21 protein-coding genes are annotated in these 24,963 nt (G+C 63.8%); 11 read left to right on the plus strand and 10 right to left on the minus strand.

Annotation, left to right across the window (positions count from 1 at the left end; genetic code table 11):
- Nucleotides 1-202: 202 nt before the first annotated feature.
- Nucleotides 203-2,161 carry an acetoacetate--CoA ligase gene (locus tag AC0YKC_RS16395; RefSeq protein ID WP_488511783.1) on the minus strand — a complete coding sequence of 653 codons (1,959 nt, stop codon included), beginning with the start codon at nt 2,159-2,161 and terminating at the stop codon, nt 203-205.
- A gap of 266 nt (nt 2,162-2,427) precedes the next feature.
- Between AC0YKC_RS16395 and AC0YKC_RS16400 the strand changes: the two genes are divergently transcribed.
- Entirely contained in the window at nt 2,428-4,305 is a 1,878-nt protein-coding gene (locus AC0YKC_RS16400; RefSeq protein WP_320298481.1) for an AsmA family protein, read from the plus strand.
- A 26-nt stretch (nt 4,306-4,331) separates the two neighbouring features.
- Here AC0YKC_RS16400 and AC0YKC_RS16405 read toward each other — a convergent pair whose 3' ends face one another.
- The 6 genes from AC0YKC_RS16405 to AC0YKC_RS16430 form a co-directional block, all read right to left on the minus strand.
- Nucleotides 4,332-5,150, minus strand: coding sequence for an ABC transporter permease (locus AC0YKC_RS16405; protein WP_488511784.1), 819 nt, complete (start codon nt 5,148-5,150; stop codon nt 4,332-4,334).
- Nucleotides 5,147-6,109 carry an ABC transporter permease subunit gene (locus AC0YKC_RS16410; protein WP_434721273.1) on the minus strand — a complete coding sequence of 321 codons (963 nt, stop codon included), beginning with the start codon at nt 6,107-6,109 and terminating at the stop codon, nt 5,147-5,149. The genes AC0YKC_RS16405 and AC0YKC_RS16410 overlap by 4 nt, the downstream gene beginning before the upstream one ends.
- A gap of 9 nt (nt 6,110-6,118) precedes the next feature.
- On the minus strand, nt 6,119-7,258 hold the full coding sequence (locus AC0YKC_RS16415; RefSeq protein ID WP_320298478.1) for an ABC transporter ATP-binding protein: 1,140 nt from the start codon (nt 7,256-7,258) through the stop codon (nt 6,119-6,121).
- Nucleotides 7,259-7,339: 81 nt separating this feature from the next.
- Nucleotides 7,340-8,437, minus strand: coding sequence for a polyamine ABC transporter substrate-binding protein (locus AC0YKC_RS16420; RefSeq protein WP_320298477.1), 1,098 nt, complete (start codon nt 8,435-8,437; stop codon nt 7,340-7,342).
- Nucleotides 8,438-8,777: 340 nt separating this feature from the next.
- Nucleotides 8,778-9,743, minus strand: a complete 966-nt coding sequence (locus AC0YKC_RS16425; protein ID WP_320298476.1) for a DMT family transporter — start codon at nt 9,741-9,743, stop codon at nt 8,778-8,780.
- A gap of 209 nt (nt 9,744-9,952) precedes the next feature.
- Nucleotides 9,953-11,395, minus strand: a complete 1,443-nt coding sequence (locus AC0YKC_RS16430) for a helix-turn-helix domain-containing protein (RefSeq protein ID WP_488511785.1) — start codon at nt 11,393-11,395, stop codon at nt 9,953-9,955.
- 251 nt (nt 11,396-11,646) lie between these two features.
- Here AC0YKC_RS16430 and aceA point away from each other — a divergent pair, with 251 nt between their 5' ends.
- The 3 genes from aceA to AC0YKC_RS16445 all read left to right on the plus strand — a co-directional run bounded on the left by aceA (nt 11,647) and on the right by AC0YKC_RS16445 (nt 13,908).
- A complete protein-coding gene (gene aceA, locus AC0YKC_RS16435; protein ID WP_488511786.1) occupies nt 11,647-12,936 on the plus strand; it encodes an isocitrate lyase in 1,290 nt (429 codons plus the stop codon).
- A gap of 54 nt (nt 12,937-12,990) precedes the next feature.
- A complete protein-coding gene (locus tag AC0YKC_RS16440) occupies nt 12,991-13,233 on the plus strand; it encodes an SMc00767 family acetate metabolism repressor (protein WP_027168360.1) in 243 nt (80 codons plus the stop codon).
- Between the two features lie 225 nt (nt 13,234-13,458).
- Nucleotides 13,459-13,908, plus strand: a complete 450-nt coding sequence (locus AC0YKC_RS16445; RefSeq protein WP_488511916.1) for a response regulator — start codon at nt 13,459-13,461, stop codon at nt 13,906-13,908.
- A 16-nt stretch (nt 13,909-13,924) separates the two neighbouring features.
- Here the strand turns inward: AC0YKC_RS16445 and AC0YKC_RS16450 are convergent, their stop codons facing one another.
- Entirely contained in the window at nt 13,925-14,638 is a 714-nt protein-coding gene (locus AC0YKC_RS16450) for an HAD family hydrolase (RefSeq protein ID WP_488511787.1), read from the minus strand.
- 178 nt (nt 14,639-14,816) lie between these two features.
- Here AC0YKC_RS16450 and AC0YKC_RS16455 point away from each other — a divergent pair, with 178 nt between their 5' ends.
- Together AC0YKC_RS16455 and AC0YKC_RS16460 are read left to right on the plus strand one after the other, a co-directional pair.
- Nucleotides 14,817-16,253 (plus strand): glutamine synthetase family protein, encoded by a 1,437-nt coding sequence (locus AC0YKC_RS16455; RefSeq protein ID WP_430699304.1) that lies wholly within the window; start codon nt 14,817-14,819, stop codon nt 16,251-16,253.
- Between the two features lie 166 nt (nt 16,254-16,419).
- Nucleotides 16,420-17,706: an NAD(P)/FAD-dependent oxidoreductase gene (locus AC0YKC_RS16460; protein ID WP_488511788.1), complete on the plus strand. Its 1,287-nt coding sequence runs from the start codon at nt 16,420-16,422 to the stop codon at nt 17,704-17,706.
- Nucleotides 17,707-17,771: 65 nt separating this feature from the next.
- On the opposite strand, the gene AC0YKC_RS16465 is transcribed toward AC0YKC_RS16460, so the two are convergent.
- Nucleotides 17,772-17,987, minus strand: coding sequence for a hypothetical protein (locus AC0YKC_RS16465; protein WP_320298472.1), 216 nt, complete (start codon nt 17,985-17,987; stop codon nt 17,772-17,774).
- Between AC0YKC_RS16465 and AC0YKC_RS16470 the strand changes: the two genes are divergently transcribed.
- Nucleotides 17,962-18,855, plus strand: coding sequence for an SH3 domain-containing protein (locus tag AC0YKC_RS16470; protein ID WP_488511789.1), 894 nt, complete (start codon nt 17,962-17,964; stop codon nt 18,853-18,855). The genes AC0YKC_RS16465 and AC0YKC_RS16470 overlap by 26 nt on opposite strands.
- A gap of 214 nt (nt 18,856-19,069) precedes the next feature.
- Here AC0YKC_RS16470 and AC0YKC_RS16475 read toward each other — a convergent pair whose 3' ends face one another.
- The gene (locus tag AC0YKC_RS16475) at nt 19,070-19,816 is read right to left on the minus strand and encodes an SDR family oxidoreductase (protein ID WP_434725652.1); all 747 of its coding nucleotides are present in this window, start codon (nt 19,814-19,816) and stop codon (nt 19,070-19,072) included.
- Between the two features lie 257 nt (nt 19,817-20,073).
- Between AC0YKC_RS16475 and zwf the strand changes: the two genes are divergently transcribed.
- The 4 genes from zwf (at nt 20,074) to AC0YKC_RS16495 (ending at nt 24,901) form a co-directional block, all read left to right on the plus strand.
- Nucleotides 20,074-21,543 (plus strand): glucose-6-phosphate dehydrogenase, encoded by a 1,470-nt coding sequence (gene zwf, locus AC0YKC_RS16480; RefSeq protein WP_488511790.1) that lies wholly within the window; start codon nt 20,074-20,076, stop codon nt 21,541-21,543.
- On the plus strand, nt 21,525-22,241 hold the full coding sequence (gene pgl / locus AC0YKC_RS16485) for a 6-phosphogluconolactonase (protein WP_320298469.1): 717 nt from the start codon (nt 21,525-21,527) through the stop codon (nt 22,239-22,241). The genes zwf and pgl overlap by 19 nt, the downstream gene beginning before the upstream one ends.
- A gap of 61 nt (nt 22,242-22,302) precedes the next feature.
- Nucleotides 22,303-24,126, plus strand: coding sequence for a phosphogluconate dehydratase (edd, locus tag AC0YKC_RS16490; protein ID WP_488511791.1), 1,824 nt, complete (start codon nt 22,303-22,305; stop codon nt 24,124-24,126).
- Between the two features lie 493 nt (nt 24,127-24,619).
- The gene (locus AC0YKC_RS16495) at nt 24,620-24,901 is read left to right on the plus strand and encodes a helix-turn-helix domain-containing protein (protein WP_488511792.1); all 282 of its coding nucleotides are present in this window, start codon (nt 24,620-24,622) and stop codon (nt 24,899-24,901) included.
- Nucleotides 24,902-24,963: the final 62 nt, after the last annotated feature.

Consider the following 24,963-nt stretch of genomic DNA (forward strand, 5'->3'; position numbering starts at 1 on the left):
GCTGTCACAACGGGGGCTTGAGCTGAACCTCAGGGGACGAGGAACGGGATTTCTCCCTCAAGTTACACGCGACTATCGGGGTCGTCCCTTAACAAGTCCTTACCGGGCCGCCAAAAAATTTACGAATGTGTACCACCCGTGAAATCTAGGTAAATTCACCGGACAGATTTCGTTAGCCATGTCGGGGTTCCATCTCGAACGGCTAGCTGGCCAGTTGCGGCAGGTCGCGAAACAGCTCCAGCGCTTCCGGGTTCGCGAGCGCTTCCTTGTTCTTCACGGCGCGGCCGTGGACCACGTCGCGTACCGCGAGCTCGGTGATCTTGCCGGACTTGGTGCGCGGGATATCGGTGACGGCGACGATCCTGGCCGGCACATGACGCGGGCTGGCGCCGGTGCGGATCCTGGCGCGGATGCGCTTTTCCAGATCCTCGTCCAGTCTCACGCCGGCGGCCAGCCGCACGAACAGCACGACACGGACGTCATTGTCGAAATCCTGGCCGATGCAGAGCGCCTCGAGGATTTCCGGCATCTGCTCGACCTGGTTGTAGATCTCGGCGGTGCCGATCCTCACGCCACCCGGATTGAGCGTGGTGTCTGAGCGGCCATGGATGATCATGCCGTCATGGGCCGTCCACTCGGCGAAGTCGCCATGGCACCAGACATTGTCTAAACGCTCGAAATAGGCCGCGTGATACTTCTTGCCTTCAGGATCGTTCCAGAAGCCGATCGGCATCGACGGGAAGGCTTTGGTGCAGACGAGCTCGCCCTTCTCCTGCCGGACGGGCTTGCCGTCGTCGTCCCAGACGTCGACCGCCAGGCCAAGGCCGGCGCCCTGGATCTCGCCGGTCCAGACCGGCTCGGTCGGCACGCCGAGCACGAAGCAGGAGACGATGTCGGTGCCGCCCGAGATCGAGGCCAGATGCACGTCCTTCTTGATGCCCTCATAGACGAAGCGGAAATCCTCCGGCGAAAGCGGCGAGCCGGTGGAGGAGATGGTGCGCACGCTCGACAGATCGTGGCTCGCGATCGGCTTCAGGCCGGCCTTGCGAACCGAATCGATGAACTTGGCCGAGGTGCCGAAATAGGTCATCTTCTCGGCATCGGCAAAATCGAACAACACATTGCCGTCGGGATAGAATGGCGAGCCGTCATAGAGCAAAAGCGTCGCGCCGGAGGCGAGGCCCGAGACCAGCCAGTTCCACATCATCCAGCCGCAGGTGGTGAAATAAAACAGCCGATCGCCGTCGAGCAGGCCGGCATGCAGCCGGTGCTCCTTGACGTGCTGGATCAGCGTGCCGCCGGCCGAATGCACGATGCATTTCGGGATGCCGGTCGTGCCCGAGGAGAACAGGATGTAGAGCGGATGGGCGAAGGGCAGCCGCTCGAAGCTGACAGTTCTCGCGGCAAAGGGCGAGAGCGCCTCTTCGAGCGCGGCCGCCTTGTCGATGGTGGCGGCGACATCGCCCGAGGTGCCGAGATAGTCGACGATCAGCACCTTGCGCACGCTCGCGAGCTTCTCCGCCACGGCGTGCACCTTGTCGGCCACCTCGATCGCCTTGCCGTTGTACCAATAGCCGTCCGGCGCAATGAAGACGACCGGCTCGATCTGGCCGAAGCGGTCGAGCACGCCCTGCTCGCCGAAATCGGGAGAGCATGACGACCAGACGGCGCCGATCGAGCTTGCCGCCAGCATCGCCGCGATCGTCTCGGGCATATTCGGCATCATGGCGGCGATGCGGTCGCCGGCCTTGACGCCGAGCGACAGGAAGAGCTGCTGCAGCCGCGACGTCAGCGCATGGAGCTCGTTCCAGGAGAGCCGCCGCTCGACCTTGTCCTCGCCGCGGAAGATGATGGCCTCGCCGGCCCCGGTCTTGTGCAAAAGGTTCTCGGCGAAATTGAGCCTGGCGTCGGGAAAGAAGCTGGCGCCGGGCATCTTCTCGCCGTCGACGAGGTGCCGCTCGCCCTTGTCGCCGACAAGCCCGCAGAAATCCCAGACCAGGCTCCAGAAGGCTTCGCGGTCGTCGATCGACCAGCGATGGAGGTCCCCGTAGCCGGAGAAAGAAAGCGTGGCCTTTGCTTCAGCCGCCTTCATGAACGCGGTTAGGGGCGCTGCATCGATCCGATCCTGCGTCGGGGTCCACAAAGGTGTGTCGGCGGCCATGATCGCTCCTCCCAAAGCGCGTCGCGTTCGAGCCAGTTAAGCTCAACCTCGCCCATGCCATCGTCCCAGAAACGGCGCGCGATTGCGGATCGGGATCGTGCAGACCGCTTATGCATATTGCAGCGCAGCAGAGCAAGATTTTGTTCGGGCGACCCATGGCCGCCGCTGCGCAAATGCCATCGCAAGGCCATAAAGACTTGAAAAGCGTCGGCGCTCGGTTACACCCGTCGGGCGATTTTGTCGGCAATGAAAGCATACGGGGCGAAATGCCATCATCTTTGATCCGGCGCGGGGTGTGGGCGATCGGCGTTGCCGTGCTCATTGTCGCGCTCGCGGTCGCGGCGCTGCCGCTGATTGCCTCGACCCGCATCGTGCGCGACCGCATCGCGTGGGAATTGAGCGCCTGGAGCGGTTTCAGGGTGACGATCGACGGCTCGCCGCGCATCGAGGTGTGGCCGAAGTTCCGGGCGATCCTCAGCGACGTGACGCTGTCGCAGTGGACAGAGACCGATGCGCCGCCGGTGGTCGAGGCTGATCGCGTGGAAGTCGATCTCTCCGCCATGGCGGCTTTGCAGGGCAACGTCGCCTTCTCGACCGCACGGCTGGTGCGCCCGACGATCAGGGTCCAGCGCATGGCGAGCGGCTTTTATCTGCCGCCGCTTCCGACCGGGGGGCGCATCACGCGCTCGATCGATACCGCGCGCGGCGTTGTCACCGCCAATCCGCAGAAGCCCGATCTCGGCAGATTGCCTTCCGATCCGTTCGGCACCGTCGAATTCCGCGATGGTCGGGTGGTGACTTCGGTCGACGGCAAGGATAGCGAAGTCCTGAGCAGCCTGAGCGGCCAGGTGAACTGGGAAGCGATGAACAGCGAAGCATCGCTGACCGCAAGCGGGATCTGGCGCGGCGAAAGCGTGCAGCTCGATTTCTCCTCGGCGAAACCGCTGGTGCTTTTTGCCGGGGGAGCCGCGCCGGTCACCCTTTCCTTCAAGGCCGCTCCCGCGACATTCTCCTTCGACGGAACGGCCTCGATGTCGGACAACGCCTACCTGGACGGCCAGGCAAAGTTTGCCGCGCCGTCGCTGCGGCGCGTGCTGGAGTGGTCGCAGGCAAGCATCGCGCCGGGTGCCGCGATCGGCGCGGTCTCGATCGCCAGCAAGGTGAACGCCTCGGCGGGGCGTGCGAAATTGGAGAACACCACCGTCACGCTCAACAACAATCCGGGCATGGGAGCGCTGGATTTCTCCTTCGCCGACGGCAGCCCGGTAATTGCCGGCACGCTCGCCTTCGACACGCTGGACCTGAGATCCTTCCTGTCGGCCTTCACGCCTGTCGCGCCCGCCGGCGAGGCCGGCCCCGGCGACATCGACACCAGCTTCCCCGACCGCATCAACCTCGACCTCAGGCTGTCGGCGGCCCATGCCACGGTGGGACCGGTCCAGCTCGCCGACGTCGCGGCCACAGCGCAGGTCAAGAACGGCCTTGCCGTCTTCGACATATCCGACGCGTCGGCCTTCAACGGCAACATCCAGAGCAGCCTGCGCTTCGACCGCAAGCCGGAAGGCACGCAGGTCGAGATGCGGCTCCTGGCATCGGACGTGGATACGGGAGCCTTTGCGACGGCGGCGGGAATGACGCGACTGGTGCCGGCCGGCACCGGGACGGTGTCGGTCATCCTCAAGGGGCCGGGCAAGGCCTGGAACTCCATCTTCGAGAATGCCGACGGATCGTTCTCGGCGACTTTCGGGCCGGGCGCGCTCAACGGGCTCGACCTGCCGGCCTTCCTCAAGCGCAACCAGCAAGGCGGCTTCTTCGCGCTCGACGACGTCGCCAATGGTTCGCTGCCGATCGAGGGCGCCGAGATCAAGGCGAGCATTTCGAAGGGTGTGGCGCGCCTCGACAAGGCCGAGATCAATTCGCAGAAATACAAGATCTGGCTATCCGGCATCGCGTCCTATGCCGGACGCGGGCTGGCGCTTTCGGGCGGCGTGGTGCCCAACGGCCAGCCGGCGCAGCAGCCCCAGACCAACGGTCAGGCGGCCAGCCCGACTGCCACGCCGCCGAGCCAGTCGCTGTTCTTCGTCGGCGGCAACTGGAGCGCGCCGTTCATATCGCCGATCGCTCCCGGCGTTTCAGGCCAGTAAGTGCGGGGGCGCAAGGCCCCCACCGCTTAACCGCGCTGCGCGGCCTGCTCGTCGAGCTGACGCTGGATCTCGCGACGCTTGTTGGCGATCGAGGCGATGATGACGCCGACCGCCACCACCGCGATCAGGATCGTGCAGGCAGCGTTGATTTCCGGCGTCACGCCGAGACGCACCTGGCTGTAGATCTTCATCGGCAGCGTGGTGGCGCCGGGACCCGAGGTGAAGCTCGCGATGACCAGATCGTCCAGCGAGAGCGTGAAAGCCAGCATCCAGCCGGAGATGATCGCCGGCAGGATGACCGGCAAGGTGATCTGGAAGAAGGTCTTCACCGGCGGCGCGCCGAGATCCATCGCCGCCTCCTCCAGCGATCGGTCGAACGTGACCAGCCGCGACTGCACGACGACGGCAACAAAGCACATGGTGAAGGTGATGTGCGCGAGCGTCACCGTGAGGAAGCCGCGGTCGAGCCCGACGGCGACGAAGAGCAGCAGCAGCGAGAGGCCCGTTATGACTTCCGGCATGACCAGCGGCGCGAAGACCATGCCCGAGAAGAGCACCCGCCCCTTAAAGCGCGTGTAGCGCGTTAGCGCGAGGGCGCCGAGCGTGCCCAGCACGGTCGCGACCGTGGCCGAGATGACGCCGACGCACGCCGTCACCCAGGTGGCGTCCATCAGGCCCTGATTGTGGAACAGCGACACGTACCATTTGGTCGAGAAGCCGCCCCAGACGGTTACGAGCTTGGATTCGTTGAAGGAAAAGACGATCAAAAGCACGATCGGCAAATAGAGAAAGGCAAAGCCCAGCACGATCGAGGTGATGTTGAAGCGGCTCCAGGTGGCGTTCATTTGCCCTCCTCCTGCGCGCGTGCCTGCGCCTGCTGGAAGAACATGATCGGAATGGTCAGCACCAGGAGCAGGATAACGGCCACCGCCGACGAGACCGGCCAGTCACGGTTGGAGAAGAATTCGTTCCAGAGCGTCTTGCCGATCATCAGCGTCTGCGAGCCGCCGAGGAGGTCGGGAATGACGAACTCGCCGACGGCCGGGATGAAGACGAGCAGGCAGCCGGCGACGACACCGGGCAGCGACAGCGGGAAGGTGATCTTCCAGAAGGCGCTGGTCGGCGGGCAGCCGAGGTCCTTGGCCGCCTCGATCAGCGTATAGTCCATCTTTTCCAGCGACGAATAGAGCGGCAGCACCATGAAGGGCAGGTAGGAATAGACGATGCCTATGAAGATCGCGGTGTAGGTGTTGAGGATGACCAGCGGCTGGCTGATCAGGCCCGTGGCGAGAAGAACCTGATTGAGCAGCCCCTCGGGCTTCAGGATGCCTATCCAGGCATAGACGCGGATCAGGAACGAGGTCCAGAAGGGCAGGATCACCAGCATCAGCAAGGTCGGGCGGATCGTGGCCGGCGCCCGCGCCATGCCATAGGCGATCGGATAGCCGACGATCAGGGTGAGTATCGTCGAGATCCCCGCGATGATCAGGCTCGTCACATAGGCGTTGAAATAGAGCGCGTCCTGGGTGAGCCAGGTGTAGTTGTCGAAGTTGAGCTCGCGGACGCCGGCGAGGAATCCAGAGACGCCGTCGGTGAAGTCGAGCACCGGCGTATAGGGCGGCATCGAGATCGCCGTCTGCGACAGCGAAATCTTGAACACGATGATGAAGGGGACGAGGAAGAAGAACAGCAGCCAGAGATAGGGGATGATGATGACGAGGCGGTTGACGAAGCCTTTTGCCAGCCTCGCCGGCAGTGTTGTGGCTTCAGTCGATGGGGCGGCAATCGCGGCGATATCCGTCATCTCAGCCTCCTACCTGGCCAACACGACGCCGGCATCGGGCCGGAAGGAGACCCAGGCGCGGTCGTTCCAGGTGAGCGGATCCTCGGTGACGCGCAAGGCGTTCAACGCGCTTGCCCGCACGATCTGACCGTCGTCGAGCTTGATATGATAGACGGTCATGTCGCCGAGATAGGCGACGTCGTAGACCTCGCCTTCGAGCGCGTTGACGGCATCGGCCGGCTTTTTGGAGGAAACCCTGATCTTCTCCGGCCGGATCGCGAAGACGATGTCGGAGCCGGCAGCGGCGTTGCCGCCATTGTCGACGACGATCTGCGCTCCAGTCGCGCCGGTGATGCGTGTGGTGCTTGCCGTACGCTCGGCAACCTTGCCCTCGAACATGTTCACATTGCCGACGAAATGCGCCACGAAGCGCGAGGTCGGCGCCTCGTAGATCTCGGCAGGCGTCGCGACCTGCATCACCTCGCCCTTGTCCATGATGGCGATGCGGTCGGCCATGGTCATGGCCTCTTCCTGGTCATGCGTGACGACGACGAAGGTGAGGCCGAGCTCCTGCTGCAGGTCCATCAGCTCGAACTGCGTTTCCTCGCGCAGCTTCTTGTCGAGCGCGCCGAGCGGCTCGTCGAGGAGCAGAACCTTCGGCCGCTTGGCGACCGAGCGGGCAAGCGCCACGCGCTGGCGCTGGCCGCCCGAGAGCTGGTGCGGCTTGCGCTTGGCGAACTGCTCGAGCTTGACGAGCTTCAGCATCTCGGCGACGCGCTTTTCGATATCGGCTCCCGGCATGCCTTCCTGCTTGAGGCCGAAGGCGATGTTCTTTTCCACCGTCATATGCGGAAACAGCGCGTAGGATTGGAACATCATGTTGACCGGCCGCTTGTAGGGCGGGATGCCGCGCAGATCCTGCCCGTCAAGCAGGATGCGGCCCGCGGACGGCTCCTCGAAGCCGGCGAGCATCCTGAGCAGGGTCGACTTGCCGCAGCCGGAAGCGCCGAGCAGGGCGAAGAATTCGCGCTCGAAGATGGTCAGCGACAGGTTGTTGACGGCGGTGAAGTCACCGAACTTCTTGGTCACCTTGTCGAACTGGATATACGGCTTGGCGTTCGGGTCGTTCCATGGCGCGAAATCCCTGCGGATGCTGCCAAGCGATTTCATGGTCCCCACTCCGTTACTTTTTAGAAATTCCCCAAAAGAAAGCGACCCCGGCAGCTGGCTGCCGGGGTCGTGTCGCAATGCTCACTGGCCGGTGACGATCTTGGTCCAGGTGCGCGTGATGACGCGCTGTGTCTTGGGATCGTACGGCGCAACGGTATAGAGCTTCTTCGTCGTCTCCTCGTCCGGATAGACCGAAGGATCTTCCAGGATCGCCTTGTCGATGAACTGCTGCGAAGCCTTGTTGCCGTTGGCGTAGAGCACGTAGTTCGACGACTTGGCGATGACTTCGGGCGTCATCATGTAGTTGATGAACTCGAGCGCGTCGGCGACATGCGGCGCGTCCGCGGGGATCGCCATCTGGTCAAACCACATCTGGGCGCCTTCCTTCGGCACCGAATAGCCGATCTCGACGCCCTGCTTGGCTTCCGTGGCGCGGTTGCGCGCCTGGAATACGTCGCCCGACCAGCCGATCGCCATGCAGATGTCGCCGTTGGCCAAAGCGTTGATGTATTCCGACGAATGGAACTTGCGGATATAAGGCCGGACTTTCAGCAACGCTTCCTCGGCCTTGGAAATGTCATCGGGCGAAGTGCTGTTGGGGTCGAGGCCGAGATATTTCAGCGCCGCCGGAATGACGTCGGCGGGAGAATCCAGCACATAGACGCCGCAATCCTTCAGCTTGGCAAGCTTCTCAGGATTGAAGAAGGTGTCCCAGCTGTCGATCTTGTCGGTGCCGAGCGCGGCCTGCACCTTCTTGACGTTATAGCCGAGGCCGACCGTGCCCCACATATAGTTGACCGAATATTCGTTGCCCGGATCGTATTTGGCGGTGCGCTCGGAAATGACGTCCCACATGTTGGAGATGTTGGGCAGCTTCGACTTGTCGAGCTTCTGGAACACGCCCGCCTGGATCTGGCGCGCCAGGAAGTTGGCGCTCGGCACGACGACGTCATAACCGCTGCCGCCGGCAAGCAGTTTGGTCTCCAGGATCTCGTTGGAATCGAAGGTGTCGTAGACGACCTTGATGCCGGTCTTCTTGGTGAAGTCGTCGATGATCGAGCTGTCGATGTAGTCCGACCAGTTGTAGACATTGACGACGCGGTCTTCGGCATGGCCGCTTAAGGTGAAAAGCGTCAGAAATGCCGACGTCGCCGAAAGCCATAGAGCTTTGCGGATCATGATGTTCTCCTTTGGTGAGTGTTCCCTTGCCGGCTCGTCGCGATATGGCGGGGCGGCGTTTGGTTCAGATTATTGAGCTTTCCGGAGGGCAACAAGCGCGACCTGTCGGCGCTGCGTCGGGTTGCCGGTCGGCGGTCAAAGACCTCCCGCGGCGTGCCCTTATAGGGTATCCGGGCGGCGTCAGCGGCGTGCGCCGTGGCGTGGGCAGAGATACGACGATGTGGTCCGGCCTTAGTCAGGCCGGCAGAGACACTTGGCAAGATACGCCTGTCTTGTTGTTGCCGTGACCGCAGCCTGCCCGCCCGGCAACTGGGTTGTCAATGGGGGAAGACTCCCAACTTCAATTGGGGGACGGCAAACCGGTGATGCCGGGACGCGCCGGCCGCGTCTGGCGCTTGAACTCCAGGCCGATATGGACGAGCAGCGCCGTGACCACGACCGTGCCGCCGATGATGGTGCGCACCGATGGCACTTCGGAATGGACGAGCCAGACCCAGATCGGCCCAAGGATCGGCTCGAAGGTGCCGAGCAGCGCCGCGATCGCCGCCGGTACCAGCCGCGCGCCCATGGCGAAAAAGGCGAGGCCGACACCAAGGTTGATGACGCCGAAGGCGAAGAGGAAGCCCATGTCTCGCCCCGAAACCGCGAACGCCGAGGCCTGGGAAGCGGCGAAAGCGCCGGCCAGCAGCGCCGCGAGACAATTGGCCGGCACCATGCGCACATGGGCAAAGCGCCGGGTGATCACGGTCGCGACAGAGAACATCACCGCGATCAGCAGCGCCAGGCCGTCGCCGATCGGCGAGACGGCGCCGCCGAGGGATTCGGAGACCATGATGGCGACACCGGCGATGACGGCGGCAATGGCGATCCAGGTCGCGGGGCCGACCCGTTCGCGAAACAGGAGCCAGGCAAGGAGCGCTGCCAGCAGCGGCACGCCGGCCTGCATCAGGAGGATGTTGGCGACGGTCGTGTAGGCAAGCGCCACCACGAAGCTGGTCGAGGCGGTGGCGAAGCAGAAGGCGACGCCGAGGCCGGGCAGGCCCATATGCCGGAAGAGTTTCAGGGTGCCGCGCCAACCGTCGCGCCACAGCATGAAGGCGACGAGAAAGGCCACGGCCCACAGCGAACGCCAGAACACCACGGTCCAGCTGTCGCCGACATGGATGAAACGGGCGATGGTGCCGCCGAAGCTCCACATAAGCGCCGAAAGGAAGACCAGGAGCATGCCGATCCGCTCCTCGCGCGGCGAGACGGCCGGCAAAGCGGCAGGCGACGAGGCGACAGGGGATGGGGCGGTATCGGTCATGGACATGGCTGTCAGCGAGTTGCGTTCGACACGATGCACCGAGGACCACACGGATTCTGTGTCTCAAACGACGGGACTGTGTCTCAATCGCGTAGCGCAAAGTAGAAAGCCATGCGTGATCCAGCATTCGCTCAAATGTAGGACAACCTCGCTGCGGTTTACCTTGACACAGTCAGACCCCATGCCGATGCGAGGGCTCGGGCGACGTATCATCCCTGAAAATCGAAGGCGCTGAGGCCCGTCACCATCTCGTCGAGGCCGAGCGGGCGCGTCACCGGCGGCTCGGCGCGCGCGAGGCAGCCGGCTCGCTCGCAAAGCCTGCAGGCAGGGCCTACCGGCGTGGCGAAGCCTTGCCCGGACTTGCCGGCGGCTCCGGCCGGCAGCGCCGCGCCGTAGACGATCTCGTCGCGGAAGCCGATATCGCAGCCGAGCAAGAGCGCGGTGCGACGCGGCCGTTCGGAGAAGGCGCCTTGCGGGCCCTCCAAGGTGCGGGCGATGCAAAGGAACTCGGCGCCATCAGGCATTTCCAGCGCCTCGACCAGGATCTGGCCCGGCTGCGAGAACGCCGCGTGGACGGGAAGCTTGGGGCAGCCGCCGCCGAAGCGGCTCTGAGGGTAGCCCTGGCTGCCGGCCTTACGAAAGCGGTTGCCGGCATTGTCGACTTCCAGCATGAAGAACGGCACGCCCGATGCGCCCTGCCGCTGCAGCATGGTCAATCGGTTGGCCGCCTGTTCGAAAGAGACGCCGAAACGGGAACGCAAGACGTCGATGTCGTAGCGGGCGCGAACGGCGGCGGCATGGAAAGCCTGATAGGGCATCATCAGCGCGTGCGCGGCATAGCGGCCGAGCTCAAAGCGGGCGAGCCGGCGCGCCTCGTCGGTGCCGAGCTTCAGCGCCTGGACCTCGCCCGCGATGGCCACCGACATGCGCATCAGGCTCGCCTCCATGGCGACTTCGCGCAGCTGATCGAAAGGCGACAGCCGCTCGGAGAGGAACAGGCGCTGCGAATGGCGGTCGTAACGGCGGCGCCAGTTGGGCATGGTGGCGACCGGCAGCACCTTGACGACGATGCCGTGCTCGCGCCGCAGCCATGCCTTCAGCGCGCCGGACAGATCGTCGCCAGGCTCGATGACCGATGTGAAAGCCTCCGCCTCCTCTTCCAGCGAAGCAAAGTGGTTCGGACGGCGTTCGAACACTTCGTGGACTTCATCGGCAGGCAGGCGTGTGCCGGACAGCGCGGTTGCCCTGCCCTCCCTGGCCAGAAGCTGGTTGAGGTCGGACAGGCGCTCGGCCTGTTCGCGGTAGGCGCGAAAGAGCTTTACCATCGCCGCCGAGGCATTCGGCGCCGTCTCGGCGAGATCGATCAGTTCTTGATCGCCGGGCAGTTCGCCGGCAAGAAGCGGATCGCTGAACGCCTCGCGTAGTGCCGCGATCGAGCCTTTCGTCTCTCCCTGCAATTCATGCGGATCGACCTTGTAGACGGAGGCGAGCTTGAGAATGAGTTGCACCGTCAGCGGTCGCTGGTTGCGCTCGATCAGGTTGAGGTAGGAAGGCGAGATGCCCAGCCCTTCGGCCATCGCCGTCTGGGTCAGGCTCCTGGCGTTGCGCAGCCGGCGCAGCCGCGGCCCGGCAAAGATCTTCTGGTCGGCCATCCCTGCCTTCCTTGACAAGAATTTACATGGATATCGAGTCCAACGGCCGCTTCGCCGCTTTTACAATCGTGACAAATTTACAGAGATAACCTGTCAATGACAACACAGCTTTTCCTTTATTTTCCGGGCTGAGCGGCGGTTTTTCTGGGCGTTTTTCGCGCTGCAATGTAAATGATGTCACACGCAGACATCGCAAGGCTATGCGCTTGCGAAGCAGCGCTGAAGCAGTTCCAAACGATCCGGAGTGACCAATGACCGATTTTTACAACCTCGTCCCCTCCGCGCCGGAAGGCCGTTTCGACGGCATCGAGCGTCCCTATTCACCGGAGGATGTGAAGCGGTTGCGCGGCTCCGTGCAGATTCGCCAGACGCTGGCCGAGATGGGCGCGAACCGGCTGTGGAAGCTCATCCATGAGGAGGATTTCGTCAACGCGCTGGGCGCCATGTCGGGCAATCAGGCCATGCAGCAGGTCCGGGCCGGGCTGAAGGCGATCTATCTCTCGGGCTGGCAGGTGGCCGCCGACGCCAACACCGCGTCGGCGATGTATCCGGACCAGTCGCTTTACCCGGCCAATGCGGCGCCGGAACTGGTCAAGCGCATCAATCGCACCTTGCAGCGCGCCGACCAGATCGAGACGTCCGAAGGCGACGGGCTGTCGGTCGAGACCTGGTTCGCGCCGATCGTCGCCGACGCAGAAGCCGGCTTCGGCGGCCCGCTCAATGCCTTCGAGATCATGAAGGCCTTCATCGAGGCGGGTGCTGCCGGCGTCCACTATGAGGACCAGCTGGCGTCGGAAAAGAAGTGCGGCCATCTCGGCGGCAAGGTGCTGATCCCGACGGCGGCGCATATCCGCAACCTCAATGCGGCGCGCCTTGCGGCCGACGTCATGGGCACGCCGACGCTGGTCGTGGCGCGCACCGACGCCGAGGCGGCGAAGCTTCTGACCTCCGATATCGACGAGCGCGACCGGACTTTTGTCGACTATGAGGCAGGCCGCACGGTCGAGGGCTTCTACAATGTGCGGAACGGCATCGAGCCCTGCATCGCGCGCGCCGTGGCCTATGCGCCGCACGCCGACCTGATCTGGTGCGAGACCTCGAAGCCGGATCTGGCGCAGGCCAGGAAGTTTGCCGAGGGCGTGCACAAGCATCATCCGGGCAAGCTGCTCGCCTACAACTGCTCGCCGTCCTTCAACTGGAAGAAGAATCTCGACGACGCGACGATCGCGAAGTTCCAGAAGGAGCTCGGCGCGATGGGCTACAAGTTCCAGTTCATCACGCTGGCCGGCTTCCATCAGCTCAACTTCGGCATGTTCGAGCTGGCGCGCGGCTACAAGGATCGCCAGATGGCGGCCTATTCGGAACTGCAGGAGGCCGAGTTCGCGGCGGAGGCCAACGGCTATACCGCGACCAAGCACCAGCGCGAGGTCGGCACCGGCTATTTCGACGCCGTGTCGATGGCGATCACCGGCGGTCAGTCTTCGACAACCGCCATGCATGAATCGACCGAGCACGCCCAGTTCAGGCCGGCGGCCGAGTAACGGATAACAACCAGAGGAAACGCCCGCAGGGCATTTACATCGAGGAGAAGAGCAATGGCATCGATAAGCCGCGTCAAGGAAAGGGCAGAAGAGCAATCGAGTGCGATGAGCGTCGACCAGCAGGCGACGATCCGCATGCTCGCCAACGATCTGCACAGGCTCAACCAGTCGGTCATGAAGGCAGTCGAGGCCGGCGTCTCGGTGGAGTTGGTGCGCTCGGCCAGGCACCATGGCGGCGACGGCAACTGGGGAGACCTTTTGATCCCGGTGATCGTTACCCAGCAGAGTCACACTTGACGTAACGTCAACAGTCTCGGCGATAGTCTCCCGTACGTTATACGTTCGGGAGACTATCGTATTTTTTCGGTTTGCCTTCATCGTCAAGGGGTACGACTTGCGCTGAATCTCGGAATTTCTTGCTATATTTTCGACCTCGACCGTTTCAGCTTGACACCGGCCGCGATCTCACCCAATTGTGCCTCAGGTTTCAACCCTGCATTGAACCAGAGTGCCTGCCCGCCGATGTGTCCCGCCGACCGTGACGACCACTGCGAAAAAGATCCGAAACCGGCGGCCCGGACTGGTGCGATCGCGGCGGACTTTTCCAAGGTGCTCGTCGTCGGAAAGTCGTCGATCAACCGCGTCGTGGTCTCGAAAATCGTCGAGAAATCGGGGCTGAAGCCGATTTCGGAACAGCCCGAGGCCGCCGAGAAGACGCTGGCCGGCCAGTTGCCCGGCGCCGTCATCCTTGACGGCGGCCCGGACAACAAGGATTGCGACCGGCTGATGTCGGCCATCGACGCGCTGCGGCGCGCCTCCGGCAAGCCGTTGCCCGCGGTGATCCTGCTTTCAACCAGGAATGGCACGCCGGAAAGCCTCGGCCTGTCGAGCGTGGTCGATGCGGTGGTTGCCAAGCCCATCACGCCCGAGAGGCTGCAACCGGTGGTCGATCGTCTGGTCGGGCGCGGCTAAGGCCCCCTAAACCTCGTCAGCCCGCTGCGGCGATGCTTTCGATCAGCGCGGGCAGTTCGCCGAGGTCGGCGATCTCGCGGAAACGCGGCGCCGCGACCGGCGCCTCGGCATGCTCGGCCGCCCAAGTCAATTCATGCGGGACATAGATGCCCCAGCCGCCGGCATCGATGGCCGGGACGACGTCCGACTTCAACGAATTGCCGACCATCATGCTCCTATGCGGTCCGTCGCCATGGCGGCTGAATATACGGGCATAGGTGGCGGCGCTCTTGTCGCTGACGATCTCGACGGCGTCGAAGAACTCGCCCAGTCCCGATTGCGCCAGCTTGCGCTCCTGGTCCATCAGGTCGCCCTTGGTGATCAGCACAAGGCGATAATTGCCGGCGAGCTTCTCGACCGTCTCACGCGCATGCGGCAGCGGCTCGATCGGATGGCTGAGCATGTCGCGGCCGGCAGCCAGGATTTCCGCGATGGTCGAGGCCGGAACGCGGCCTTCGGTAACCTCGATCGCCGTCTCGATCATCGACAGCGTGAAGCTCTTTATGCCGAAGCCGTAGAGGCCGAGATTGCGCCTGGCGGCAGCAAGCAAGTTCGCCGAAATCCGGCTTGCGTCGCCATGCTCGGCAAGCATGGCCAGGAAGCGCTGTTCGGTCATGCGGAAGAACTGCTCGTTCTGCCACAGCGTGTCGTCGGCATCGAAACCGATTGTGGTCAACCGGGAACCGGACATCAGCGCGCTCACTCTTTTCTGACAGGCACATCTAGACGTTGCAGCGCCGCCAGCAAGCGGAAACTGGCAGCGGCTGAGCGACTTTCCTCGGGCGCTCGCCTTGGCATGCCTGGCACCTCCCCTTCCCTTCCCCCGTGGCGCCCGGCTATACTTCGAAATCCGCAACACAATCTGGTGAATGATGCCGCCTGAAAAAAAGGAAGTCCGTCCGTCAAGCCGGGGGGGACGCGCCCGCACGCCTGCGTTCCTGAAAAACGAGCGTGGTGTGAAGAACTGGAAGGAAGCCAGCGCCTGGCTCGAATGGCGCGGCATCGAGGACATCGAGTGCATCACGCCCGACCAGGCGGGCGTCGCCCGCGGCAAGATGATGCCGTCGAAGAAATTCACCTCCAACACCTCGCTGGCGCTGCCTTCGGCCGTGTTCATGACGACGATCTCCGGCGGCTATCCCGAGGACGGCAACGGCTTCCACTATCCCGAGGATGACGGCGACCTGAAGCTTCTGCCCGATCTTTCGACGCTGACCGTCGTGCCCTGGGAAGAGGATCCGACGGCGGCGGTCATCTGCGATCTCGTTCACCAGGACGGCCGCTCGGTCGAGTTCACGCCGCGCAACGTGCTGAAGCGCGTGCTTGCCGCCTATGACGAGCGCGGGCTCAAACCGGTCGTGGCGCCCGAGATCGAATTCTATCTGGTGCGCAAGAACCCCGATCCGGACTATCCGCTGACGCCGCCCGTCGGGCGTTCGGGCCGTCCGATCGGCGGCGGCGCCGGCTATTCGATCGCCGGCGTCAACGAATTCGACGAACTGATCGACGACATCTACCATTTCTCGGAACGGCAGGGCCTGGAGATCGACACGCTGATCCATGAGGAAGGCGCCGGCCAGCTCGAGATCAACCTGCGCCACGGCAACCCGATCGAGCTCGCCGACCAGGTCTTCATGTTCAAGCGCACCATCCGCGAGGCGGCGCTGAAGCATGAGATCTATGCCACCTTCATGGCAAAGCCGATCCAGGGCCAGCCGGGCTCGGCCATGCACATCCACCAGTCGGTGCTCGACAAGAAGACCGGCAAGAACATCTTCTCGGCGGAAGACGGCTCGGAGACGGATGCGTTCTTCCACTTCATCGGCGGCATGCAGAAGCATGTGCCGAACGCGCTGGTGATGTTCGCGCCCTACGTCAATTCCTATCGCCGGCTGACGCAGCAGGCCTCGGCTCCGGTCAACAACAAATGGGGCTATGACAACCGCACCACCGCCTTCCGCGTGCCGCGCTCGGATCCGGCGGCGCGACGCGTCGAAAACCGCATCCCGTCCTCCGACGCCAATCCCTACCTGGCGCTGGCGGCATCGCTGGCCTGCGGGCTGGTCGGCATGAATAATAAGATCAAGGCGGAACCGCCGGTCCTGACGACCGCCAATGCGGATGAAATCGACCTGCCGCGCGGCCTGCTGGAGGCCGTCGGCCTGTTTGAGGACGACACGGAGCTCGGCGCCATCCTCGGCAAATCCTTCGCCGCCACCTATACCGCGATCAAGCGCGCCGAGTTCGAGACCTTCATGGAAGTGATCAGCCCGTGGGAGCGGGAGTATCTGCTGCTGAATGTGTGATCGGCGAATTCCTCGCGTGAATGGTAAATGGTGAATAGCGAATGGTGAGTAGTTTTATACTGGATGGATGAGGGCGGACGAAGCGGTCGCGTCTATTCACTATTCACTATTCACTATTCACTATTCACTAGTCACCATTCACTGTTCACCGTTGACTGGCGTTCCAATGCCTTACCAATCACCGATCTCCCCCGGACGCTCGTGGTACGAGGATACTGCCGGCTCACGGCCAGAATATCCGGCGCTAGACGGCGACCGCGGTTGCGACGTGGTCATCGTCGGCGGCGGGTTTACCGGCTTGTCTGCCGCTGCGCACTTGGCCAAGGCCGGCGTCAATGTCGTGCTGATCGAAGCCCATCGCTTCGGCGACGGCGCGTCGGGGCGCAATGGCGGCCAACTCGGCACCGGACAGCGCGCCTGGGCGGAGGAGTTGGAGGCAGAATACGGCCTTTTCCGCGCCAAGGCGCTGTTCGACATGGCGGAAGAAGCCAAGGCGCATCTTCTGGACTTCGCCGCCGCCAACGCGATCGACATCGACTATATGCCGGGCCAGCTTTCGGTGGCGCACAAGCGGCGCTATGTCGACGACTACAAGCGCCACGCCGAGATCATGACGAGCCGCTTCGGCTACCCGCATGTCAGCTTCATGGACGCGGCGGAGACGGCGGAACGGTTGGGCTCGACACGCTACTTCGGCGGGACCCGCGACACCGGCACGGGCCACATCCACCCGCTGAAGCTGGTGATCGGCACGGCGAGAGTGGCGGCGGCGGCCGGCGCGCATCTCTTCGAGCAGACGCCGTCCACCGGCATCGTTTCCAATGGCGGCAAGGTGACGGTCACAACGCCCAACGGCACGATCACGGCCGACAAATGCCTGATCGGGGTCAATGCCTATGGCGGCAATCTGGAGCCTGTGAGCGCGGCGCATATCATGCCGATCGGCTCCTTCATCGGCGCGACCGTGCCGCTCGGCGCCGCCTCCAAGGTGCTGCCCGGTGGCGAGTCGGTCGACGATTCCCGCTTCGTGGTGCGCTATTTCCGCAAGTCGAAGGACGGCCGGCTGTTGTTCGGCGGCCGCGAGGTCTACGCCGTCAACGATCCGAAGGATATCCATATCCACATCCGCAAGCAGATCGCCGAGCTCTACCCGGACCTGAAAGATGTCGAGATCACGCATGGCTGGGGCGGCTATGTCGGCATCACGGTGCCGAGAAAGCCGTTCGTGCGCGAGGTGATGCCGAAGGTGATCTCGATAGGCGGCTATTCCGGTCACGGCGTCATGCTGTCGAACTTCTTCGGCAAGCTCTATGCCGAGACCGTTGCCGGCAACCGCGACCGGCTGAAACTGATCGAGGACCTGAAAATCCCCGCCTTCCCGGGCGGTCGCCGCTTCCGCGCGCCGCTCCTGTTCCTGGCGCTCAACTGGTTCGCGCTGCGCGACAGGATTTGAAGCTGCCGCCAGTCCAAGCCATCGATTCGACGCGGGCGGCTTCCACGCGGCAGGTTGTGGAAGCCTTAACAAACGCGCAGAATTTCGCAAATTGGCTCACTCATGCCATAATCAGCAGTAAAAGATGCGATTATGGGCGAAAATCCGGGGATTTCGCGGGCCTTGTCCGCAAAGATTTCGGGACCGATGCCGATCAGGCCAATCGTTACGGCAATGATCGAAAGAACGTCGGCCCGCTTGTTGGAGGTGGTTTGAGTGAACGAGCCCTTCAGTTTCGGCATGCCGGAACGGCAGCGCTTCACAATGCAGTTCGGCTATAGCGTACGGCCATCCTTCTGGCAGAGGATGCAGTCGAACGCGCATCTGGTCATTGCTGCGGTCGGCACCGCCGCGCTGCTGGGCGTGGCCGCGGTGGCGCTATGGCTGATCGTCCCGGGCGATGATCGGCAAGTGGCCGCGGCAAGCGCCGAGCAGACCGTTCCGACAGTTCCGGTGAAGACCACGAAGATCGCTCCGGCGGCAGCCGCGGTCACCGTGGCAGCAGCGGCACCGCAGGCCGCGCCCAACGCGGATGCGGTTTCGCCGGCAATAGCGGTTCGCAAAGCCAGCATTCCAGCACTGGCGTCGAACAGCCCCCGCTGGACGGCTTCGGACTCCAAAACCTCGCCGGACCAGGCCGAGGATCAACCAGTTCCTTCCAAGCAGGCTGCCGACCCGAGCGCCGCGCAATCAACCGATACGGCCTTCGCCGAGCCCACCGCCGAGAACGACGCTTCGGACGCGCTGTCGCAGGTCGCCGCCCCCGCGGGCGAGACGCCGGCGGCCGCGAAGAAGCCGGGCGACAAGATGGACGGCGCCCAAACCGCCGCCATCCCCGAGGCCAAGCCTGAGGTTCCAGATGCGCAGGCGACAGCGACCGACGGCGTTGCGCAGCCCAAGCCGAACCCTCCAAAAGCCAGCGCGGCCGCAAACGGGCGCATTTTGAGGGCCGTGACCATGCGCTCCGGCCCGAAGAAGGGCGCATCCGCAATCACGACGGTGCCGGCCAAGGCATCGGTGCAAGTGATGAGCTGCAAGCAATGGTGCGAGATCGTCTATAACGGCAAGCACGGCTGGGTCTACAAAAGCTACGTCAAGACCGGCGCCTGAAGCTTAACCCGCCAAGCAGCCGTCCGAAGCGACTCCCCGCAGACCCGCCTTCATCGCGCTATGGCCCAGCCCCTTTCGTTATGCCCATCGCTGTGACATCGAGTCAATCGGAGCCAGGCGTGGCGCGGCTCAGCTTCACCGGGTCGCGAGTCCGCTCTTTGCATCGGGCACTGCACAATTTTATGCATCGAACCAGCCACACTCGATGAGCAGCTCAAATACAGCGGCCGCCATCGACCTCCAGCGCCACGCCGGTGATGAAGGCGGCTTCATCCGAGGCGAGCCACAGCGCCGCGTTGGCGATGTCGAGCGGCGTCGAAAGCCGGCCGAGTGGAATCGAGGCGCGGAATTTCTCGCGGATCTCGGGCGTGTCGGCGCCCATGAACTTCTCCAGCATGCCGGTCTCGCCGGCGACCGGGCAGAGGCAGTTGACGCGGATGTTCTTCGGCGCCAGCTCGACCGCCATCGACTTGGTGGCGGTGATCGCCCAGCCCTTGGAGGCGTTGTACCAGGTCAGGCCTGGCCGCGGCCGAAGCCCGGCCGTCGAGGCTGTGGTCAGGATGACGCCGCCTCCCTGCCGGTCCATGATCGGCACCACGGCAAGCGCAGCGTGATAGATTGCCTTCATGTTGACGGCGGTGATCAGGTCGAAGGTTTCCTCATCGATGCCGAGCATATCGCCGTTGCGATGGGTGAAGCCCGCATTGTTGACCATGATGTCGATGCGGCCGAAGGCGCTCTTGGCGGCATAGATCATCTCGTCGAATTCGGAGCGCAGGGAAACGTCGGTCTGGGTCCAGATCGCGCTCTCGCCGATCTCTTGCGCCACCCGCTCGGCGCCCTTGGCGTTGAGGTCGGCGACGACCACGCGCGCGCCCTCTTCGGCGAAGCGCTTGGCCATGCCTTCGCCGAAGCCCGACGCGGCACCGGTGATGATGGCGACCTTGTTTTCCAGACGCATGGCTTTCCCGCTCATTGGATTTCCGCAACCATCTCCCTTAGCTTTCGTCACATTCGCGTTCTATGGTGCGGCCGCGAACGTTGCCGAAAGCTGGCTTGCCGACAAGCCTGCCGGGCGCGCCGAGTGTCTGGAAACAGGTGGACCGATGCAAGTGCAAGCGATTGGTCCTAATATGTGACACCATGGCACTGGAAAATTTAAATCGATTAGAATATACCAACCAAGCCGCCGCCAACCGGCATCAAATCGGACTGACCATGACCAGCCAGATCATCCCTGTCGATCCCTTCGACTTTATCATCTTCGGCGGCACCGGCGACCTGTCGGAACGCAAGCTCCTGCCGTCGCTCTACTATCGCCAGTGCGGCCACCAGTTCTCCGAGCCGACGCGCATCATCGGCACGTCGCGCGCCAAGATGAGCGATGCCGAATTCCAAGCCTTCGCCAAGAAGGCGATATCGCAGCATGTGAAGCCGGCCGATATCGACGCCAAGGAGCTGGAGAGATTCCTGGCCAGGCTTTCCTATGTTTCGGCGGACGCGACCACCGGCACCGGCTTCGACAAACTCAAGAAGGCAATCGGCGACAGCGACCGCATCCGCGCCTTCTACCTCGCGGTGGCGCCGGCGCTGTTCGGCGACATCTCGCACCAGCTCAAAGAGCACAAGTTGATCACGCCGAATTCGCGCATCGTGCTGGAAAAGCCGATCGGTCGCGACCTCGCCTCGGCGCGTGCGCTCAACGACGCGGTGGGCGACGACTTCCATGAAAGCCAGATCTTCCGCATCGATCACTATCTCGGCAAGGAAACGGTGCAGAACCTGATGGCGCTGCGCTTTGCCAACGCGCTCTATGAGCCATTGTGGAATTCGGCCCAGATCGACCATGTCCAGATCACGGTCGCCGAAACAGTGGGGCTCGAGGATCGCGTGACCTACTACGACAAGGCGGGCGCGCTGCGCGACATGGTGCAGAACCACATGCTGCAGCTGCTCTGCCTGGTCGCCATGGAGACGCCGTCGTCGATGGACGCCGACGCCGTCCGCGACGAGAAGCTGAAGGTGCTGAGGGCGCTGAAGCGTATCAACGGCAATGAGGCGCCCAAGCACACGGTGCGCGGCCAGTATCGCGCCGGCGCCTCGGCGGGCGGTCCGGTCAAGGGCTATGTCGAGGAGCTCGGCAAGGACAGCAACACCGAGACCTTCGTCGCCATCAAGGCCGAGATCGGCAACTGGCGCTGGGCCGGGGTTCCGTTCTACCTGAGGACCGGCAAGCGGCTCGCCACCCGCGTCTCGGAAATCGTCATCGAGTTCAAGCCGATCCCCTATTCGATCTTCGGCGAGAGCGCCGGGCCGATCTTCGCCAACCAACTGGTGATCCGGCTGCAACCGGACGAGGGCGTCAAGCAGTATATCATGATCAAGGACCCGGGACCGGGCGGCATGCGGCTGCGCCAGATCTCGCTCGACATGAGCTTCGCGCAGTCCTTCCAAGGACGCGCGCCGGACGCCTATGAGCGGCTGATCATGGATGTGGTTCGCGGCAACCAGACGCTGTTCATGCGCCGCGACGAGGTCGAAGCGGCCTGGAAGTGGATCGACCCGATCCAGAACGCCTGGGAGAGCGCCCGCCAGGAAGCTCAGGGCTACACGGCCGGAACCTGGGGGCCGTCGGCCTCGATTGCCTTGATCGAACGTGACGGACGGACATGGCACGAGAGCAATTGAGCGAAGTCCGTTACGGCTGGAACGGCTTTGCCGACCGACAGGGCCTGGCGGCAGCACTTGCCGGACAGATTGCCGACCGGCTGAGCGGCGCCATCGCGCAACGCGGCGCCGCGCTGCTCGCGGTGTCCGGCGGCAGCACGCCGGCGAAGTTGTTCGCCGTGCTGTCGACCACGCCTATCGCCTGGGACAAGGTCACCGTGACGCTGGTCGACGAGCGCTTCGTGCCGCCATCCTCGCCACGCTCGAATGCCGGGCTGGTGGCGGCGAACCTGCTCCAGAACAAGGCAGCCGCGGCGCGCTTCGTGCCGCTCTACCATGAGGCGGCAAGCATCGAGGACGCGGCGGCGACGGACAGCGAAGCGCTGCGGGCGCTGCCCTGGCCGCTCGACGTGGTGATCCTCGGCATGGGCGGCGACGGCCACACGGCCTCGTTCTTTCCCGATGCCGGCAACCTCGACGAATTGCTCGACCCCGCCTCGCGGCGGATCGTCCTGCCGGTGCATGCGGCGAGCGGCGGCGAACCGCGGCTGACGCTGTCGATGGCGCGCATCGTCGCCGCCGGCTTCGTCGCGCTCCATATTGAAGGCGAGGACAAGCGCACCGCATTCAACGGCGCGATGGGGCCTGGCGCGAAGAAGCCTGTCCGCAAAGTGCTAGAGGCGGCGCCGAGACCGATAGAGGTGTTCTGGGCACCCTGATTTCAAATGAGGACAGCGCGGTGGCAGAGGGAGGACGCTGCCGGGCTCGAAAGGACGGACCATGACAGCCAGACGCGACATCGAAGCCATCACGGAACGCATCCGCCAACGCTCGAAAGCCGGCCGAGAAACCTATCTCGGCCGTATCGCGGAGGCTTCCAGCCGCACCGCCAACCGCGCGGTGCTGGGCTGCGGCAACCTTGCCCATGGCTTTGCCGTGTGCAGCCCATCCGAAAAGATCGCGCTCGGCGGCGACCGCGTGCCGAACCTCGGCATCATCACCTCCTACAACGACATGCTGTCGGCGCATCAGCCCTTTGAAACGTTCCCGGCGCTGATCAAGGAAGCCGCGCGCGAGGCCGGCGGCATCGCGCAGGTGGCCGGCGGCGTGCCGGCGATGTGCGACGGTGTCACCCAGGGACAGCCCGGCATGGAGCTGTCGCTGTTCTCGCGCGACGTGATCGCCATGGCGGCGGCGATCGGCCTGTCGCACAACATGTTCGACGCCGCGGTTTTCCTCGGCGTCTGCGACAAGATCGTGCCGGGACTGGTGATTGGAGCGCTCACCTTCGGGCATCTGCCTGCCGTCTTCATCCCGGCCGGGCCGATGACGACCGGTCTCGCGAATGACGAGAAAGCCAAGGTCCGCCAGCTTTATGCCGAAGGCAAGGTCGGCCGCGCCGAACTGCTCGAGGCGGAGTCCAAATCCTATCACGGGCCGGGCACCTGCACCTTCTACGGCACCGCCAATTCCAACCAGATGCTGATGGAGATCATGGGCCTGCACTCGCCAGGCGCCTCCTTCGTCAATCCCGGCACGCCGCTGCGCGACGCGCTGACCAGGGAAGCGGCGAAGCGGGCGCTGGCGATCACCGCGCTCGGCAATGCCTACACGCCGGTCGGACGCATGATCGACGAGCGATCGATCGTCAATGGCGTCGTCGGTCTGCACGCCACGGGCGGCTCGACCAACCATACGATCCACCTGATCGCGATGGCCGCCGCCGCCGGCATCGCACTGACCTGGCAGGATATTTCCGACCTGTCCGAGGCCGTGCCACTGCTCGCGCGCGTCTATCCGAACGGGCTTGCCGACGTGAACCATTTCCATGCCGCCGGCGGGCTTGGTTTTCTGATCCGCGAGCTGCTCGACGAAGGCCTGCTGCACGAGGACGTCCAGACGGTGTGGGGTGAAGGTTTGCGGCCCTACGCCGTCGAGGCGCGGCTTGGCGACGACGGCGGCGTGGTGCGCGAAGCAGCGCCGCTTGTGAGCGGCGACGAGAAGGTGCTGGCGCCGTTCAAGAAGGCATTCCAGCCGACGGGCGGCCTGAAAGTGCTCGGCGGCAATCTCGGCCACGCCGTCATCAAGACCTCTGCGGTCAAACCGGAACGCCGCGTCGTAGAGGCGCCGGCAAAGGTGTTCGACAGCCAGCAGGCGCTGAACGACGCCTTCAAGGCCGGTATGCTGGCCGGCGATTTCATCGCCGTCATCCGTTTCCAGGGCCCGAAGGCCAACGGCATGCCGGAACTGCACAAGCTGACCACCGTGCTCGGCATCCTGCAGGATCGCGGCCAGCGCGTGGCGCTGGTGACCGACGGGCGCATGTCGGGCGCCTCCGGCAAGGTGCCGGCGGCGATCCATGTGACGCCGGAAGCGGTCGAGGACGGACCGATCGCGAGGATCCATGACGGCGACATCATCCGGCTCGACGCCGATGCCGGCACGCTGGAAGTGCTGGTGCCGGGAACGGAATTCGCGCTGCGCCGCACGGCCGACGCCGATCTCATCGGCAACGAATTCGGCTTCGGCCGGGAATTGTTCGCGGGCTTCCGGCAACTGGTTGGCCGCGCCGACCACGGCGCCGCCGCCTTCGGCAACGCCTGATCTCGTTTCGAGTGAGAGGCTAGTTGCGCTGACTATACAAAATTTTGTATAATTGTCGGCCTGAAGATGCTTGACGTTGCGGCTACAGCGATCTCATGAGGGAGCTAATTCCTCTACACGGTGATTTGGAAAGATTGCAGGCTTGTCGGGCAAGGCTATCAACGTCCGCTGGGGTATTCAGGGCAAACGCTGGCGATGAGTTGAAGGCTCCGAACCTCGTCATTCTAGGGCGGAGCAAGGAGCGTAGCGACGCGCGCAGACCCTGGAATCCATGCCGTTACCTGGACCGAAGTGTGCAACGGTGCAGAATTTCTGGACCGCCGCGGCGCTTCCAAGTCACGGCATGGATCCTCGGGTCTGCGCGCGTCGCTTCGCTCCTTGCTCCGCACGTGGATGACGACCGCGATAGGCGTCTCGACCAATCGCCAAGGCATGGGATCCGCCAACGCACACTACCCAACCGGTCAAAACTTCTCTGTTAAGGTCTAGGCCAGTGAGCAACGAAACTTTTGCAAGTGTGTGGGACGCCATCGAAGACACTCCCGCCGAAACAGAGAACATGAAGCTCCGCTCCACGCTCATGATGGCGCTGGAGAAGCACATTCGAGCAAAGGGCTGGACGCAGGCGGAAGCCGCGCACCGGCTTGGCGTGACGCAACCGCGCGTATCCGACCTCCTGCGCGGGAAGATCAACTTGTTCGCCCTCGACACCCTCGTCAATATGGTGGTCGCGGCCGGGCTTCATGTCGAAGTGCGTGTCTCGGAAGCTGCCTGATCTGCGAAGCCAAGTGAACTGCGTTGCCGAGATGGCATTCCGCGACCCGTTCGCGGAATGCC

The sequence above is a fragment of the Mesorhizobium sp. CNPSo 4661 genome, assembly GCF_057784215.1.